This is a genomic window from Bacteroides intestinalis DSM 17393, from assembly GCF_000172175.1.
Classification (GTDB): Bacteria; Bacteroidota; Bacteroidia; order Bacteroidales; family Bacteroidaceae; genus Bacteroides; species Bacteroides intestinalis.
Map to the genome: position 1 here is coordinate 1,888,862 of NZ_ABJL02000008.1, position 13,832 is coordinate 1,902,693.

Consider the following 13,832-nt stretch of genomic DNA (forward strand, 5'->3'; position numbering starts at 1 on the left):
ATGAGAAGAATATCTCCCCTCACACTACTTTTCTTTCTTGTGTCATGCAACAGTGCGGCACAAGAACAAGTAGTATCAGGAGCATCTGACACCATTCCTTCTGCTAAAGTCACATTATTATTTGTCGGTGACTTGATGCAACACAATGCACAACTTGAAGCTGCGCGTACAAGTCAGGGGACTCATGATTACTCTCTTTGTTTCTCTCTTGTGAAAGAGCAGATAAGTAGAGCAGACATCGCTATTGGAAATCTTGAAGTCACCCTCGGCGGAAAGCCATATGCAGGCTATCCTGCTTTTTCGGCACCAGATGAGTTTTTATATGCTATTCGAGATGTTGGATTCGACATACTATTAACTGCAAACAATCATTGTCTGGATCGCGGAAAGAAGGGGCTGGAACGTACTATCCTGATGTTGGATTCTTTACATATTCCATATATAGGCACTTATCGGAATAAAGAGGAACGTCGCCAACACTATCCCCTGCTTATTCATAAAAACGGATTTCGTATCGTCTTTCTCAATTATACTTATGACACAAACGGGGTCAAGCCCACCTCTCCCAATATAGTGAACTATATAGATAAGAAAATCATGCAACAGGACATTGATACCGCGCGGACATGGCAGCCCGATGCTATCATTGCCTGCATGCATTGGGGAAACGAATACCAGTCACTCCCCAGCCGGGAACAGCGGCAGTTGGCAGATTGGTTATTGGAACAAGGAGTAACGCATATCATCGGCTCACACCCCCATGTCATACAGCCAATGGAGTTACGTACCGATACTCTTACCGGAACGCAACATGCCATAGTCTATTCTTTAGGGAATTTCATATCTAATATGAGTAATGTAAATACTGACGGTGGTCTCGTATTTACATTAGAGTTGGAAAAAGACACAGTTACTCCATCTATTCCCAATATTCGCACCCGCCATTGCGGATATAATTTAGTATGGACGGCACGTCCTACTCTCACCAAAGAAAAGAATTATATCATCTATCCAACTGATTCCACATCAGTTTCAAAGCTCCCGGAAGCTGCACGTAACCATCTGAATATCTTCGTCAAAAACTCCCGAAAGCTCCTCCAACAGCACAATGTAGGAATTAAGGAGAATAAAAAATAATGCAGATTTCAATAAAATATTCCGCCAAATATTTGCAGTATCAAAGATAATACCTATCTTTGCACCGCGTTTGAGAAATGACGCAAACATGGTGACTGTAGTTCAGTTGGTTAGAGCGTCAGATTGTGGTTCTGAATGTCGTGGGTTCGAGTCCCATCAGTCACCCCAAAAGAAAGAGGAATTTCAGTAATGATTTTCCTTTTTTTTGCTATATATCAGTTTTTTTTAGAGGATTATTTTCTCCGATACTGCTGCGGAGATGTCCCTGTCTGTTTCCTGAAAAACGTACCGAAGTAGGAAGCATTAGGAAAGTTGAAGTAATCAGATATTTCCTGTATGCTCTTCTGCGTGTTCTTAAGCAATGAAATGCTTTTGCGGATAATGGCTTTGAACACCAGCTCCTGCACCGTATATCCACAAATCGACTTGGACAGTACAGAGAGATACTTAGGCGACAAACAAAGTTTATCTGCATAAAACTCCACGCCACGCTGCTCCATGTAATGCATTTCAATCAACTGAATCAACCGTATGAAAATATCGTGCTTATGTCCTACCGAGGCTCTTTGAGTGATAAGTTTACGATTATAAATGGAGCAAAGCCGATACGTCAATCCCAACAATAACAACTTCTGTTCATAGTGATTGAATGTATTTTCCTCTATCCGTAAAGTGTTGTCCAGAAGAGACATATATTTCAGGACTTCATTCTCTTCACCTGTGCTCCATACGTAACACGGCTCCGTAGCAAGTTGCGAATAAAGATGCATGGAAGTCACACAATTGCCTATAATATCACGTATCGGCTCTGTCTGGTAGACAAGAATAAATACTTCCGCATCTTCCGACTGACGGCATACCTGAAAGACAGAACCACCGGGGATAAAAAGAGTTTCATTCGCTTTGGCCGAAAAATCCTTCTGATTCAGAGTAAACATAAAACTTCCCTGACGGCAAACCACCAACCCCACTCCATTCACTTGAAACGGTTTCTTCAGTGACTCAGGGAAATCACGAAGCATACCTTCCGAACTACAAACATCCTTTCCACTTAACAATGCATGGTTAAGACGAGACAAACGTTCCTGATGAGTATCCATAATATCACAAGCTATATTGAAAAACAGTGCTAAGTTAATAATTTCCGCTTAGGATAAGGAATAATCAGTACAAATATCATACAAATAAGGCAGCCGTATACAGTCCAGCCCGCCATTTCCTTTACGGCAGACAGGGTAGCCTGCACCTGAATCCGCCCTTTGGTAGACATTGCCGCCATATTGATTGCATCCTGCTTACTCTTTCCCTGATATTGCATGCCTTGAACAGTCTGGATAAACGAAGCGGAAGCCTCGGGATGAAGCATATCCACATTTTGTGCATAGCGGGTGACATAATGCTGCTGACGCTCCTGCAATATATTCGAGTAAAGAGCACCTCCGATGCCGGGTCCCAACACCATACGCACGGTAAGCATGACGCAAATCCAAGTAGAAAGGTACTTATAGGGCATGCGTTGCGTAGCATAGGCAGCAGTCAAGGCATAAAGGAACATCATGCCGGTGGCACGGATAATGACCGGATACTTCATCCGCTCGTATAATCCGGCACTCTGCACTTCGAAATACATGAATACTGCCGACAATCCGAGAAACAGGAAACCGGCTGCAAACAGATACTTGAAATGCACTCCCTTGGAACCCAATATCATAGAAGAGATAGCACCAATCGCATAACCTGCCATACACCAGTTGCCCAATGTCGCATTCTGGTAATTATCCAGTTTCATCCCGATGCCCGTAAACACATTGACAAACATAGCACTCGAATTGAATATCATCAGTAACAGATAAAGCAAAATACCCATACGAATGGTACGTAACTTAAAGACATCCAACAGGAAGTAATGTGAATGGCGGTTCTTCTCCATATAGAAAAAGATACAGGCAGATACAGCCGCAACCAATGTGGCAGTGCGGATGGACGCATCATCATACCAATCCAGGACCTTGCCATAAACCAGCACATAAGTGATGCACACCAATGTAATGCAGAACACCGCCACATTGCCGAACTGCCTGAAGTTGATAGGAAAACGGCGCGTAGCAAACTTATGATAAGGCATTGTGATAAAGATAACCAAAATGGAAAGCAACACAGTACCCATCATAAAATAATACACATACTGCCATTCATACTCAAAAGCCAGCCATGCCGTTAGCGATGTGCCCAATTGCCCTAAAATCATAAAGAACAGGTAAATACCCGGTTGGCTGACGCATCGGTCAATATCCAGTTTATTCCAACCCTTATCATCATCAGGTTCCAGTCCCGGAGTGATGTTACGGGTAGCTTCCATTCCGGCAGCGTACTTGATAAGCGTAAACAGATTGACCATCATCAACACCATCCGCAAGAAGCCCATGAGCAGACTGCAAAGCGCCAGAATAAATATACTGTCCGTCTCCGCACAGATATAGCTAAAGACATACATGAGCGAGAACCCCGCCAGACACATCATCTTCTCCCGGCGGATACGCATCAAGCGATACAGGAAAGGAGCGAAAGCCGCCATTCCGATAGAAGTGACGAAATTAGTGAACTGAATATGCTCGGAGATGATGCCCAGTCCACTCATCATCTCGGTGCTGTTGACAGAGTAAACGCCACCCACCGTAAGGATGGGGATAAAGAGCAACAACATGATGATGATGCCTACCGGTTTAGGCACCCAGTTGTAGAAGGGATAGTTTTTAGGGTACGAGGGCATGGCGTCAGAGTTTAGCTTTCACAACTACCATCATACCTGCCGCCAGTTTCCCATTATCTTCTTTGGAGAGATTGGTGAAATCGATACGAACCGGTATGCGCTGTTGTATCTTCACAAAGTTTCCGGCAGAATTATCGGTGGGAACCAACGAATATTTAGAACCCGTAGCCCCCGAAATAGCCGTAACAGTTCCTGTGAATTCTCTGTCGCTGATGGCATCCACCGTGATAACCACCTCCTGCCCAAGATGCAGATTCTCAATCTGGGTTTCTTTATAATTGGCAACAATCCACTTCTGCGTATCGGGCAAGATGTAAGTGATGGTCTGCCCTGCCGAGATGAATTGACCTTCCTCCAAGGCACGGCGTCCCAACTTTCCGTCGCAAGGGGCTACGACCACTGTATAAGACAGGTTCAGCTTAGCCATTTCCAAGGCAGCCGTTGCCCGTTGGATGGCAGCCTCGGTACTCTCACGGCGATGAGACACTTCGTTCACTCCCGAGAGAGCCGCCTTCCGTTGACGCTTCACAGCTTCCAGTTTCTTGTGTGTGGCTTCATATTCTGTTTCTATCTGCTCCAACTGAATGGGAGTTGCAGCGTTCCGTTTCACCAGATTTTCATAACGCTGGCGGTCCTTCTCCAGTTTGGCCAAGCGGATTTCTATTTCAGAAATGGAAGCATCGTAAACGGATGCGGTGGTTTGCGTAGTCTGCAAGGTGGCTCCAATGACGGTGGCGCCTGCCTGTGCATCCTTCAGGGCGGCTTCGGCTTCCATAACGCGGATTTTATATTCACGGTCGTCCAATACAAGCAAGGTGTCTCCCTTGCGAACTTCCTGGTGTTCGGTAAAATAAATCTTCCTGATATAACCCGAGGCACGCAGGTTGACAGGAGATATATACTGTTCTATTTGGGCATCGTTGCTGGTTTCGGTCTGCTTGTAATCCAGGAAGAGACAGACCACCTGTATGACTCCCCAAATCATGACACCTATTCCCAACAGGCTGATTACGACTTGCCAACGGCGTAATTTTCTCAACTTCTTTGCTTTCTCCTGATGCGTACTGGATGCGCTATTGTTTTCTACTGTTTCCATATTCGGATGTTATTGATTAACTTGTTATTTGACTAATGATTCTATTTGCCCGGTCAGTTTCAGCAACATAAGGTTGGTCACCCGATAATTGTAGTGGGCGCTGATGTAGTTGTTCTGGGCTTCGCTCATCCGCATTTCGTCTTGCAGCACTTCGGTCATTGAGGTGATGCCTTCGCGGTATCGGTCCATAGTGACGGTATACACATCTTCGGCGAGCAAATAATTATCTTTCTGCTTTTTGAAATTCCGCTGGTTGTTCATCAGGTCGTTGGTGGCATTCAGGTATTGGGTCTGCAAATTCTTGCGGGTGTTCTCCTGTGCCAGTTTGATGTTTTCGATATCAATGACGGCCTTGCGGGTTTTATAGCGTTTGTCCAGACCATCGAAAATGGGGACACGCAGCGAGAGGCCCAGGCCATAGGAACGGTACCAATGACCGGAAGGACCGGAATGAAACCAGTGGTAAGCCTTATCGGTGTAAGCGGAAAACATCCAGTTGCCCGTCAGATTCAGGGAAGGGATGTATCTGTAACCAATCATCTTCTTTTGCTGCTCGGCCAGTTGCCGTTGCGATTGCAGCAGTTGGAGTTCATATAAGTTCTCCGAAAGTCCGGTCAATGCTACGGGGGTGATGGTTTCGGTATTCACCGGCACTAAGGCTATTTGCTTTTCTGCGGGATAATCGATGATGTATTTCAGCAGGTTCAGTTGTTGTTCCAGCATGGCCTGTGCATTGTCATACTGTACTTTCAGGTTTTCGAGATTGATGTTCACCCGTTTCACATCGACTTCCATTGCCATTCCGTTGTCATAGAAGGCCTGCGTGATGTTCTGCAATTCTTCAAGACGGGTGATATTGGCTTTTATCAGTGCGATTTGCTCGGCGGTGACCTGCCCCAGGTAATACATTTTGCAGACTTGCAGGATGAGGTCTTCCCTCGCCTTTTCGTAGGTGAGGCGGTTCATCTCGTCCATCGTCCGCGCAATGGAGATGCTGGTGTAGAGGGTTTGGTTATAGAGTGGCATTTGGAGCTGCAATCCTGCGTTGGCACTGTATTGCAGGGTATGAGTCACATTGTAGGGATTGCCGTAAACTGAGCCGTCGGTAACGGAGACAGGCGGATCGATGTTATCATTATAATTGGCAAAACCATTGATTTGGGGCAACAATCGTGCCCGGTTCTCGGAGATGCCATACCTTCCCTTTTGTATCTCTTTCCGTTTACTTTGCAGGGACAGGTTGTTCTCAATGCCTATCTTCAGACAGTCTTCCAATGCCAGGGTATCTTGTGCGCCTGCACTCGCAACGGGCAGGCAGAAAAAGGAAAAAATGAACAGTAACCTTCTCATAACAATTATTTGATATTTGGAAGCAAAGTTAGCGGGTTAGTGCAAAAGGATGCTGTCTATATATCGACTGTTTATGTTCACATTTTCCCTTTTTATAGGGAGATATTAGTTCACATAATAACAGAGGGCTAAATTATCATTCATAATGCAAGCTAATCAAGAACATCTACTTATGTAAAAAAAGGTAAATGCAGGAAACCATAAAAACGTTTCAATTGTTACTCTAAAGATAGCATGACAACATGTATAACTAAAATAAATGATTATGGAAACAAACAAAAAACTAATCGCAGTCGTAGAAATTAGTGGTGACAAAGCAGTTCAATTCTGGGCAAGAGCCGACGACCTGGCACAGCAATACAATGAAAAGTCAACGGATATAGTTTATACAGTGGTGAAACTTCCCGACTCTGATAATCTGTTCCGCTTCTTTGCCGCTTCAAAAGAAGAAATGACGCAGGAAACTTTGCTGGAATGCAGCCGTGAATTTCTGGATGAATTGCTGACACTGGTTCCCAGCGAATGTGTCAGGATAAAGATTGCGGAAGGTAAAGAAGAATAAAAAGAAGTACACCGGATACAGGTGGGACGAAGGATTGGGGGCACAGAAAGAGAGCAAATAGAAATACATTCACTATCTTTGCAATCGTTTTTGTAAACCCAACCCTATATAAAATGAAGTTACTCTGGCTCGACCTGAACAGTTCATACGCCCACTCCTCACTGGCACTCCCCGCACTGCATGCACAGATAGCCGACGACAACGCCATCGAATGGGACATCGTATCCGCCACCATCAACGAGAACGTGGGCATGGTAGCGGGCGAAATCTACCGCCGCCGTCCCGACCTGCTTGCCGCCACCGTCTGGTTGTTCAATCACGAGCAACTATTGCACATCATTTCAAGAGTAAAAGCCCTGCTGCCCCAATGCTGCATCGTATTGGGCGGACCGGAATTCCTGGGAGACAACGAATTCTTCCTGCGCAGCAACCCGTTTGTCAGTTTCGTGTTCAGGGGAGAAGGCGAAGAAGTATTCCCGCAATGGATAACCCACCGCAACAATTCGTCGGAATGGAAGAATATCCCCGGACTCTGCTACCTCGACTCCCACGGAAATTACATCGACAACGGCATCGCCCGCGTGCTGAACTTCCATCACCTCATTCCACCCGAGAAAAGCCGTTTCTTCAACTGGAGCAAACCTTTCGTGCAATTGGAAACCACACGGGGCTGCTTCAACACCTGCGCCTTCTGCGTCAGCGGTGGAGAAAAACCCGTGCGCACCCTGTCTATCGAGGCAATCCGCGAACGGCTGCAAATCATCCACCGACACGGAATAAAGAACGTGCGTGTGCTCGACCGTACTTTCAATTATAATACCCGCCGGGCAAAGGAGCTGCTGGAACTGTTCCTTGAATTCGCCCCCGATATACGTTTCCACCTGGAAATGCACCCTGCCCTACTTTCCGAAGAGCTGAAAGAGGAGTTAAAGCGTCTGCCCGAAGGGTTGCTGCATCTGGAAGCCGGCATACAAAGCCTGCGCGAGCCGGTGCTTGTGCAAAGCCGACGGATGGGCCGACTGTCGGATGCGCTGGAAGGACTGAAATTCCTGTGTGCCCTCCCCAACATGGAAACGCATGCCGACCTGATTGCCGGGCTCCCGCTCTATCACCTTTCGGAGATATTCGAGGACATCCGCGTATTGGCGGAATATGGCGCCGGAGAAATACAACTGGAGTCCCTGAAACTGCTTCCCGGCACGGAAATGCGCCGCAGGGCGGAAGAACTGGGCATACAATATTCCCCGTTCCCACCCTACGAGGTACTGCAAACCCGCGAAATCAATGTGGACGAGCTGCAAACCGCGCGACAACTTTCGCGCCTGCTGGATGGATTTTATAATGCTCCTGCCTGGCAAGGTATAACCCGAAGACTGATTCTGGATAACGAAACGTTCCTGCACGATTTTCTGGAACATCTGATACGGATAGGATTGATAGACCAGCCGATGAGTCTGGAAAAACGGGGCCTCATCCTGTATGAGTTCTGCAAGCGGCATTATCCCGAATATCAGTCGGAAGCAAGCATCGCCTGGATAGAGGCGGGCATGTCGCTGAAGAAGCTCCCGGCAGAACGGGTAAAGACCAAGCGGCAGGTTCCTCCCGGACATTGGGAAGTGCTGTATGGGGAATACAGGGAGAACCTCCGGCTTTGTTTCCTGCCGATCGGCGAGGAAGAAAACCGGGGATATTGGTTCGGCTTTGAGTCGGAGATACAGAAAATAGAACCGGTGTTCAAAGCAAGAAATTAATTTATCGTATGAGGCTGAAATACTACCTTTGCCATGCACAGGTTACGGATTAGTTATGCTATCTTTGCGACTTGGCATACAATCATTGGCATTGATTGTAGGAATCATTGGCATTGATTGTGGCAATCATTGGCATTGATTATAGGAATCATTGGCAATGATTGTATACCCAAGATATAGATATGCCCTGTTTAGTCAGGGCCTCAGGGTAGTTGAATCATAAAGGAAGGAGAACTTAATATGCCTTTTTACAAGAAACAGAAATTGAATGGAAAGTGGTATCCGAGAGCAGTGACCAAAGGTCATCCTGCTACAACGGATGATGTGGCAAAACGACTGTCGCTTATGTCAACGGTAAGTCCGGGAGACACGTATGCGGTGCTCGTGAATCTGGGTGAAGTTTTGGCAAACCTGATGAGTGCAGGCCGGTCGGTACGGCTGAAAGGCGTAGGAACATTCTACCTCTCCTGTCAGTCATCGAGCCAGGGCGTAGACACGCCCGAAGAAGTAAGTTCGCAGCAAATCACTGATGTAAAGGTATGCTTTATCCCCGAATATAGCCGTCAGCAAAATGGCCAAGTAATCCAACGAACCCTCATCGACCCACATCTGGAATGGATAGACTTAGACGAAATAGCGGGCAATGGCAAGAAATAATCCCTTTACAGAAATCAAACAAGACAATCTCCCAACCCCACCATATGGAAAACCAAATCATTGAAAAAGCCGATTTCACCATCGACGAACTGGAACCCAACTACTACGAATGTACCTTCGACAAATGCAACTTCTCCGGCCAAAGCATCGGCAGAGTTATCTTTGAGAGATGCACCTTCAAAGAATGCAACCTGTCACTGGTGAAAGCCAGCAACACCTCCTGGCTGGACGTCCTCTTCACCGACTGCAAGATGACAGGCATCAACTTCACCCTCAGCAACCGCTTCGGCCTGTCCGTAGAGTTCCGCAACTGCCTCCTCTCCTATGCCCTCTTCACCGAGATGAAGCTGAAAGGTACCCGTTTCACACGTTGCGACCTGCAAAATGCCGACTTCATGGAGACACAACTCCCCGAAGCCAAGTTCACCGAGTGCGACCTCTGCTACGCCTCCTTCCACCACACCAACCTGGAAAAAGCCGATTTCAGCACCGCCCGCAACTATGCCCTGAACCCTGCCGCCAACCGCCTGAAGAAAGCCCGGTTCTCCCGCTACGGGCTGGAAGGACTGCTGACGGGATTAGGAATAGAGGTTGTCGACTAACGCCTCATTGTGTAATTGAGGAGTGGGTGCCGTAGCACAAGGCAATGTAACCCAAAACGCAGTGCCTGCACCCACTTCCGAAGTCACCCCAATGGTTCCGCCCATGCTCTCTGCTATAGACTTACAAATGGGCAACCCTAACCCAACTCCTTGCGCAAAAGAGTCCACTTTCTCGAAACGGTCGAAAACCACTGGAAGTTTATCCTGCGGAATACCGCAGCCTGTATCTTTCACACTAATCTTGACACCCCCATCTACCATGCTGTACGCTATATCGATATGGCCGCTTTGGGTGTTTTTCAGAGCGTTCGACAGGAAGTTGCTCAGTATCCGTTTGACATACTGAGCGTCAAGTTCCACCATATAATCCTGTTCCGGTTTATCCACACGGACATCCAACTTTCCGTCGGCCTTCATCCTGCACTCGGCGGCACTTTCCACAACGAGGTCCGACAGGCAGAACCATGCAGGATACAGTTTAAAGTCTCCTGCCTCCAACTTCGAAAGCTCCAGAACATCATCCACCACCTTCAACAAGAGGGTATTGTTATGCTGTATCAACTGGTTATATTCCTTTTTCTCCTCCATATCCTCCGTCATAGTCAGTATACTTGAGAAACCAACAATAGAATTCAACGGAGTACGTATCTCGTGACTCATATTGGCAAGAAAGGCAGACTTCAACCTGTTGGCTTCTTCCGCTTTCTCTTTCGCTTCCCGTAAGTCCTGCTCCAATGCCTTTCTTTTATCAATCATCAGAGTTCCCCCCACCAGGACAACCGGTTCGCCGTTTTCATCATACTGATATACGGCGCCGTAAATTTCTCTCCACGAAAGAGTACCGTCTTCATTCCGAAGCTGAAATTCCTCATCAAAAAAGTCCGTTTCCTTTCGATTCAGCCTGTCCAATGCCCGATAGATGTTCTCCCTGTATTCCGGCAGGATAAGCAGCAGATGTTCGTCAGCATCAACTACTCTATCCGTTGCACCTTCATTGTCTCTTTTCCAGGTGATCTCTTTACGCCGCAAATCCCATGTCCAAAGTTTCATACCGGTAGCTTTCAGCAGCAAGCGATGCTGAAGATCCAGTTGTTCCAACTGGCACCGCTTTTCTGTTGCTTCCGTGACGTCCACGGCCGCACTAATCAGCCAGCGGGGCTCGCCCTTGTAGTACAACAACTGCTTATACATACTCAATACATGTTCGCACCCATCAGCCAATATCAGATGCTGAAAGGTGTTTGATTGGCCGGAACGTATCGTTTCCCGGTCTGTCTGTTGAAAGGCAGAACAAATTTCGGGAGGCAGAACACTTGCATTTTTCCCGATCAGGTCGTCCTGAGAGACACTATATAAATCTTCAGATTTCTTGTTCCAAAAGAGATAGTTACAGTTATCCTTGATGTCCTTCACTGTAGTCGGAATAGGAAGATTATTCAGCAACTCCCGCATCAGGAAATTGTCTTCCTTCATTTCTTCCCACTCTTTTACTGATATGCCATGAAGTTTATACAATCGGAAATAATAGACTGCCGCTACAATTGAAACAACAAAAACAATTTGAATGGCTAGACACAATATAGACATTGTATATACAGATTTTTTGTCGTTATTATTTTGCAAAGGAACAAAATATCGCAAAAATAACTGATATACAGTTTGTCATACATATAAAGAATTGTCCTCAAGTATATTAAAAAAAGTAATATATCACTGATATACAGAATATTATTTTTTCAATTCCTTCTCTGCATTCTTAAATTCGGAAGGAGTCATTCCCGTCCTTGCCTTAAACAATTGGTGGAAAGTAGGCATACTATTGATGCCTGACGCTTCGGCAATGGCACGTAATGTATATTCAGGATGTTCCTTCAATAAATGCATGGCATAATTCAAGCGGAGGTCATTGAGATATCCGTTCAAATTGGTGTCCGTATTCTCTTTTATCATCCGGGCAAAACGGGTATTGTTCATCTTGACCATCCGGGCAAGTTCTTCTCTCGATATGTCGGCGGACAGATACAGGTTATCCCGTTTGATAATATAATCCAGTTTGCCGAAAATCATCTTATTCATCTGGGCTTCCTCTTCGTTACCATCGGATGCTTCCGGTTCTGTCTGCCCGGTTTCCGGGAAAGGCTGGCCTTCCGACATTCTCTCGGCATCAGCCTGCAGGCGGTTCATCTCCGTCTGCATGGACATCTGCTCGTTGATGCGCTGCACCAGCACTTGGTTCTTACACTTGATTTTGCGGTTTTGCAGCCACATGCGCCACAGGAAGAACAGTGATAACAAGGAAACACAGAAGATGAAGACTAATGTAATGGTGCGTATGGTTAGTTGGAAAGCCTGTTCCGCAATGCGGGCTTCCTTCTCATTCACTTCGTAAAGGTTGTCCAGTTCCAATGCGGCATTGGTTTTATCACGCCGATAGATGCTGTCCGTTATGGACAGGATGGAAGCACGCAACGCGGCGACTTTCTCATAGTCTTTCAGGGCAAGATAGGCGTCTATCTCCCGTTGCAGAACACCGACGTACTGGGTATTCAAGGTATCTTGCTGACGCATCAGCTCCTTGAAGTCGCGGCAATGGTCTATTACAGCCTGATATTGTTTGGTGACAAACAGATAAGGGGTGGCATCGCGCTTACCGGCAGGAGTGTTATAGACATGGGTAGACTGGTATTTTTTATGGTACTCTTTCCCACGTTCCACATCTCCCAGCAAATGGCAGATGCGGGACAATTTGGAATAGACATATCCGTATTGCTGGTCGAGGAAAGCCTCACGCACTTCCGGATTGCCTTTCATTCCGTCCAACAGCTTCTCACGCTGCAAACCTACCTGCAAGGCGTCTTCCAGCCGGTTGTCGTTAATCAGGTATCCCATCTTCACCCCATAGAAATAGGAAAGCATCGACTTGCTCAGTTTATCTTTCCTGCCATCCAGCAGGGCGATTGCCTTATCGAAAAGCTCATACCCTTCCTCTTTCAATGACAGCATCCATTTGTTCTCGCCCATACAGAAGAGTAACTTACATTCCGACTGCCGGTCGTCGAGCCTGCGTGCCAATTCCAGCCCTTCAACCGCATAACGGTTGCTCTCCTTATATTCGCTCAGGGTATGGGAGATGTCGGCCAGGGTTATGGTCATCTTCAACAAGTGGTCAGGGTGGTTCCCGGAGATAGAATCATGTACATAGGCCCGGCGGGCATAGTGGAATGCCGATTTGTCCTGATACAGGTACGAGTAGACCATGCTACGCAAATCATCAACCTTGTATATGGGCAACGCTTGCTTTGTTTCAGCTTCGTCCAGCAGTTGCAACGCGCGTTTCGGCTCATCCATATAGATGTCCGTGATATACTGTTCCGTATATATATCCTTTGTTCCTTTATCTCCGCTTGCCAGGGCAGATACCGACAGAAAGCCTAACAAGAGGAGACATATATAGAAATGTCTCATACGCTCAATCGTCTGTGTCTATTCTCTTATGGACTGCGCAGTCGGCGCAAATCCCTTTGATTACATAATTAATTCCCGTCTGCATGAATCCCTCCGGAAGCGTGACTGACGGGGCGTGCACACTCCGGATGCAATAGGTCTTGTGGCAATGTTCGCAATAGAAGTGCATGTGCTGGTCTTCCACCGTACACATGCAGCAGTCTTCGCAAACGGCATACTTCAACGAACCGCTTCCATCGTCCACACCATGTATCAGGTGGTGGGAAAGGAACAGGGTCAGTGTCCGGAAAATAGTGGATTTATCAACCGTATCGAGTTTCTCTTCCAAATCTGCCATGGACACAGCCCGCCTCATCTCCATCATAGTGCGGAGAATCAACAGCCTCATCGCTGTAGGTTTGATATCCCGAAGGGACAATTTATGTAGATATACGTCTTTCAT

The 13,832-nt window shown here is 46.7% G+C and carries 12 protein-coding genes and 1 tRNA gene; 6 read left to right on the forward strand and 7 right to left on the reverse strand.

Going from position 1 to position 13,832, the window contains the following annotated elements; all coding sequences use genetic code 11:
- Positions 1-1,137, forward strand: coding sequence for a CapA family protein (locus BACINT_RS16940; protein WP_007665236.1), 1,137 nt, complete (start codon positions 1-3; stop codon positions 1,135-1,137).
- Between the two features lie 91 nt (positions 1,138-1,228).
- Positions 1,229-1,305, forward strand: a tRNA-His gene (locus BACINT_RS16945).
- Positions 1,306-1,370: 65 nt separating this feature from the next.
- On the opposite strand, the gene BACINT_RS16950 is transcribed toward BACINT_RS16945, so the two are convergent.
- From BACINT_RS16950 to BACINT_RS16965, 4 genes are read right to left on the reverse strand one after another with little or no spacing between them, the layout of a single operon-like run.
- Positions 1,371-2,237, reverse strand: a complete 867-nt coding sequence (locus BACINT_RS16950) for a helix-turn-helix domain-containing protein (RefSeq protein WP_007665237.1) — start codon at positions 2,235-2,237, stop codon at positions 1,371-1,373.
- A 29-nt stretch (positions 2,238-2,266) separates the two neighbouring features.
- On the reverse strand, positions 2,267-3,907 hold the full coding sequence (locus BACINT_RS16955; protein WP_007665240.1) for an MFS transporter: 1,641 nt from the start codon (positions 3,905-3,907) through the stop codon (positions 2,267-2,269).
- 4 nt (positions 3,908-3,911) lie between these two features.
- Positions 3,912-5,003: an HlyD family secretion protein gene (locus tag BACINT_RS16960; protein ID WP_007665241.1), complete on the reverse strand. Its 1,092-nt coding sequence runs from the start codon at positions 5,001-5,003 to the stop codon at positions 3,912-3,914.
- A 24-nt stretch (positions 5,004-5,027) separates the two neighbouring features.
- Positions 5,028-6,353, reverse strand: coding sequence for a TolC family protein (locus BACINT_RS16965; protein WP_007665242.1), 1,326 nt, complete (start codon positions 6,351-6,353; stop codon positions 5,028-5,030).
- A gap of 265 nt (positions 6,354-6,618) precedes the next feature.
- Here BACINT_RS16965 and BACINT_RS16970 point away from each other — a divergent pair, with 265 nt between their 5' ends.
- From BACINT_RS16970 to BACINT_RS16985, 4 genes are all read left to right on the forward strand, one after another.
- The gene (locus BACINT_RS16970) at positions 6,619-6,915 is read left to right on the forward strand and encodes a hypothetical protein (protein WP_115503007.1); all 297 of its coding nucleotides are present in this window, start codon (positions 6,619-6,621) and stop codon (positions 6,913-6,915) included.
- Between the two features lie 113 nt (positions 6,916-7,028).
- On the forward strand, positions 7,029-8,666 hold the full coding sequence (locus tag BACINT_RS16975) for a B12-binding domain-containing radical SAM protein (protein ID WP_044155085.1): 1,638 nt from the start codon (positions 7,029-7,031) through the stop codon (positions 8,664-8,666).
- Between the two features lie 240 nt (positions 8,667-8,906).
- Positions 8,907-9,323, forward strand: a complete 417-nt coding sequence (locus BACINT_RS16980; protein ID WP_007665250.1) for an HU family DNA-binding protein — start codon at positions 8,907-8,909, stop codon at positions 9,321-9,323.
- 44 nt (positions 9,324-9,367) lie between these two features.
- Entirely contained in the window at positions 9,368-9,925 is a 558-nt protein-coding gene (locus tag BACINT_RS16985) for a pentapeptide repeat-containing protein (RefSeq protein ID WP_007665252.1), read from the forward strand.
- On the opposite strand, the gene BACINT_RS16990 is transcribed toward BACINT_RS16985, so the two are convergent.
- The 3 genes from BACINT_RS16990 to BACINT_RS17000 form a co-directional block, all read right to left on the reverse strand.
- Complete coding sequence (locus tag BACINT_RS16990; RefSeq protein WP_227073422.1) at positions 9,902-11,398, reverse strand: PAS domain-containing sensor histidine kinase; 1,497 nt, start codon at positions 11,396-11,398, stop codon at positions 9,902-9,904. The genes BACINT_RS16985 and BACINT_RS16990 overlap by 24 nt on opposite strands.
- Positions 11,399-11,653: 255 nt before the next feature.
- The gene (locus BACINT_RS16995) at positions 11,654-13,390 is read right to left on the reverse strand and encodes a helix-turn-helix domain-containing protein (RefSeq protein ID WP_007665259.1); all 1,737 of its coding nucleotides are present in this window, start codon (positions 13,388-13,390) and stop codon (positions 11,654-11,656) included.
- A gap of 4 nt (positions 13,391-13,394) precedes the next feature.
- Positions 13,395-13,832 (reverse strand): Fur family transcriptional regulator, encoded by a 438-nt coding sequence (locus BACINT_RS17000; RefSeq protein WP_007665262.1) that lies wholly within the window; start codon positions 13,830-13,832, stop codon positions 13,395-13,397.

Excerpts from the sequence above, each read along its gene's own strand:
- BACINT_RS16955 (WP_007665240.1), bottom strand. The coding sequence starts at position 3,907 with ATGCCCTCGTACCCTAAAAACTATCCCTTCTACAACTGGGTGCCTAAA.
- BACINT_RS16960 (WP_007665241.1), bottom strand. The coding sequence starts at position 5,003 with ATGGAAACAGTAGAAAACAATAGCGCATCCAGTACGCATCAGGAGAAA.
- BACINT_RS16990 (WP_227073422.1), bottom strand. The coding sequence starts at position 11,398 with ATGAAGGAAGACAATTTCCTGATGCGGGAGTTGCTGAATAATCTTCCT.
- BACINT_RS16980 (WP_007665250.1), top strand. The coding sequence starts at position 8,907 with ATGCCTTTTTACAAGAAACAGAAATTGAATGGAAAGTGGTATCCGAGA.
- BACINT_RS16965 (WP_007665242.1), bottom strand. The coding sequence starts at position 6,353 with ATGAGAAGGTTACTGTTCATTTTTTCCTTTTTCTGCCTGCCCGTTGCG.
- BACINT_RS16975 (WP_044155085.1), top strand. The coding sequence starts at position 7,029 with ATGAAGTTACTCTGGCTCGACCTGAACAGTTCATACGCCCACTCCTCA.
- BACINT_RS16970 (WP_115503007.1), top strand. The coding sequence starts at position 6,619 with ATGGAAACAAACAAAAAACTAATCGCAGTCGTAGAAATTAGTGGTGAC.
- BACINT_RS16985 (WP_007665252.1), top strand. The coding sequence starts at position 9,368 with ATGGAAAACCAAATCATTGAAAAAGCCGATTTCACCATCGACGAACTG.
- BACINT_RS17000 (WP_007665262.1), bottom strand. The coding sequence starts at position 13,832 with ATGAAAGACGTATATCTACATAAATTGTCCCTTCGGGATATCAAACCT.
- BACINT_RS16950 (WP_007665237.1), bottom strand. The coding sequence starts at position 2,237 with ATGGATACTCATCAGGAACGTTTGTCTCGTCTTAACCATGCATTGTTA.
- BACINT_RS16995 (WP_007665259.1), bottom strand. The coding sequence starts at position 13,390 with ATGAGACATTTCTATATATGTCTCCTCTTGTTAGGCTTTCTGTCGGTA.
- BACINT_RS16940 (WP_007665236.1), top strand. The coding sequence starts at position 1 with ATGAGAAGAATATCTCCCCTCACACTACTTTTCTTTCTTGTGTCATGC.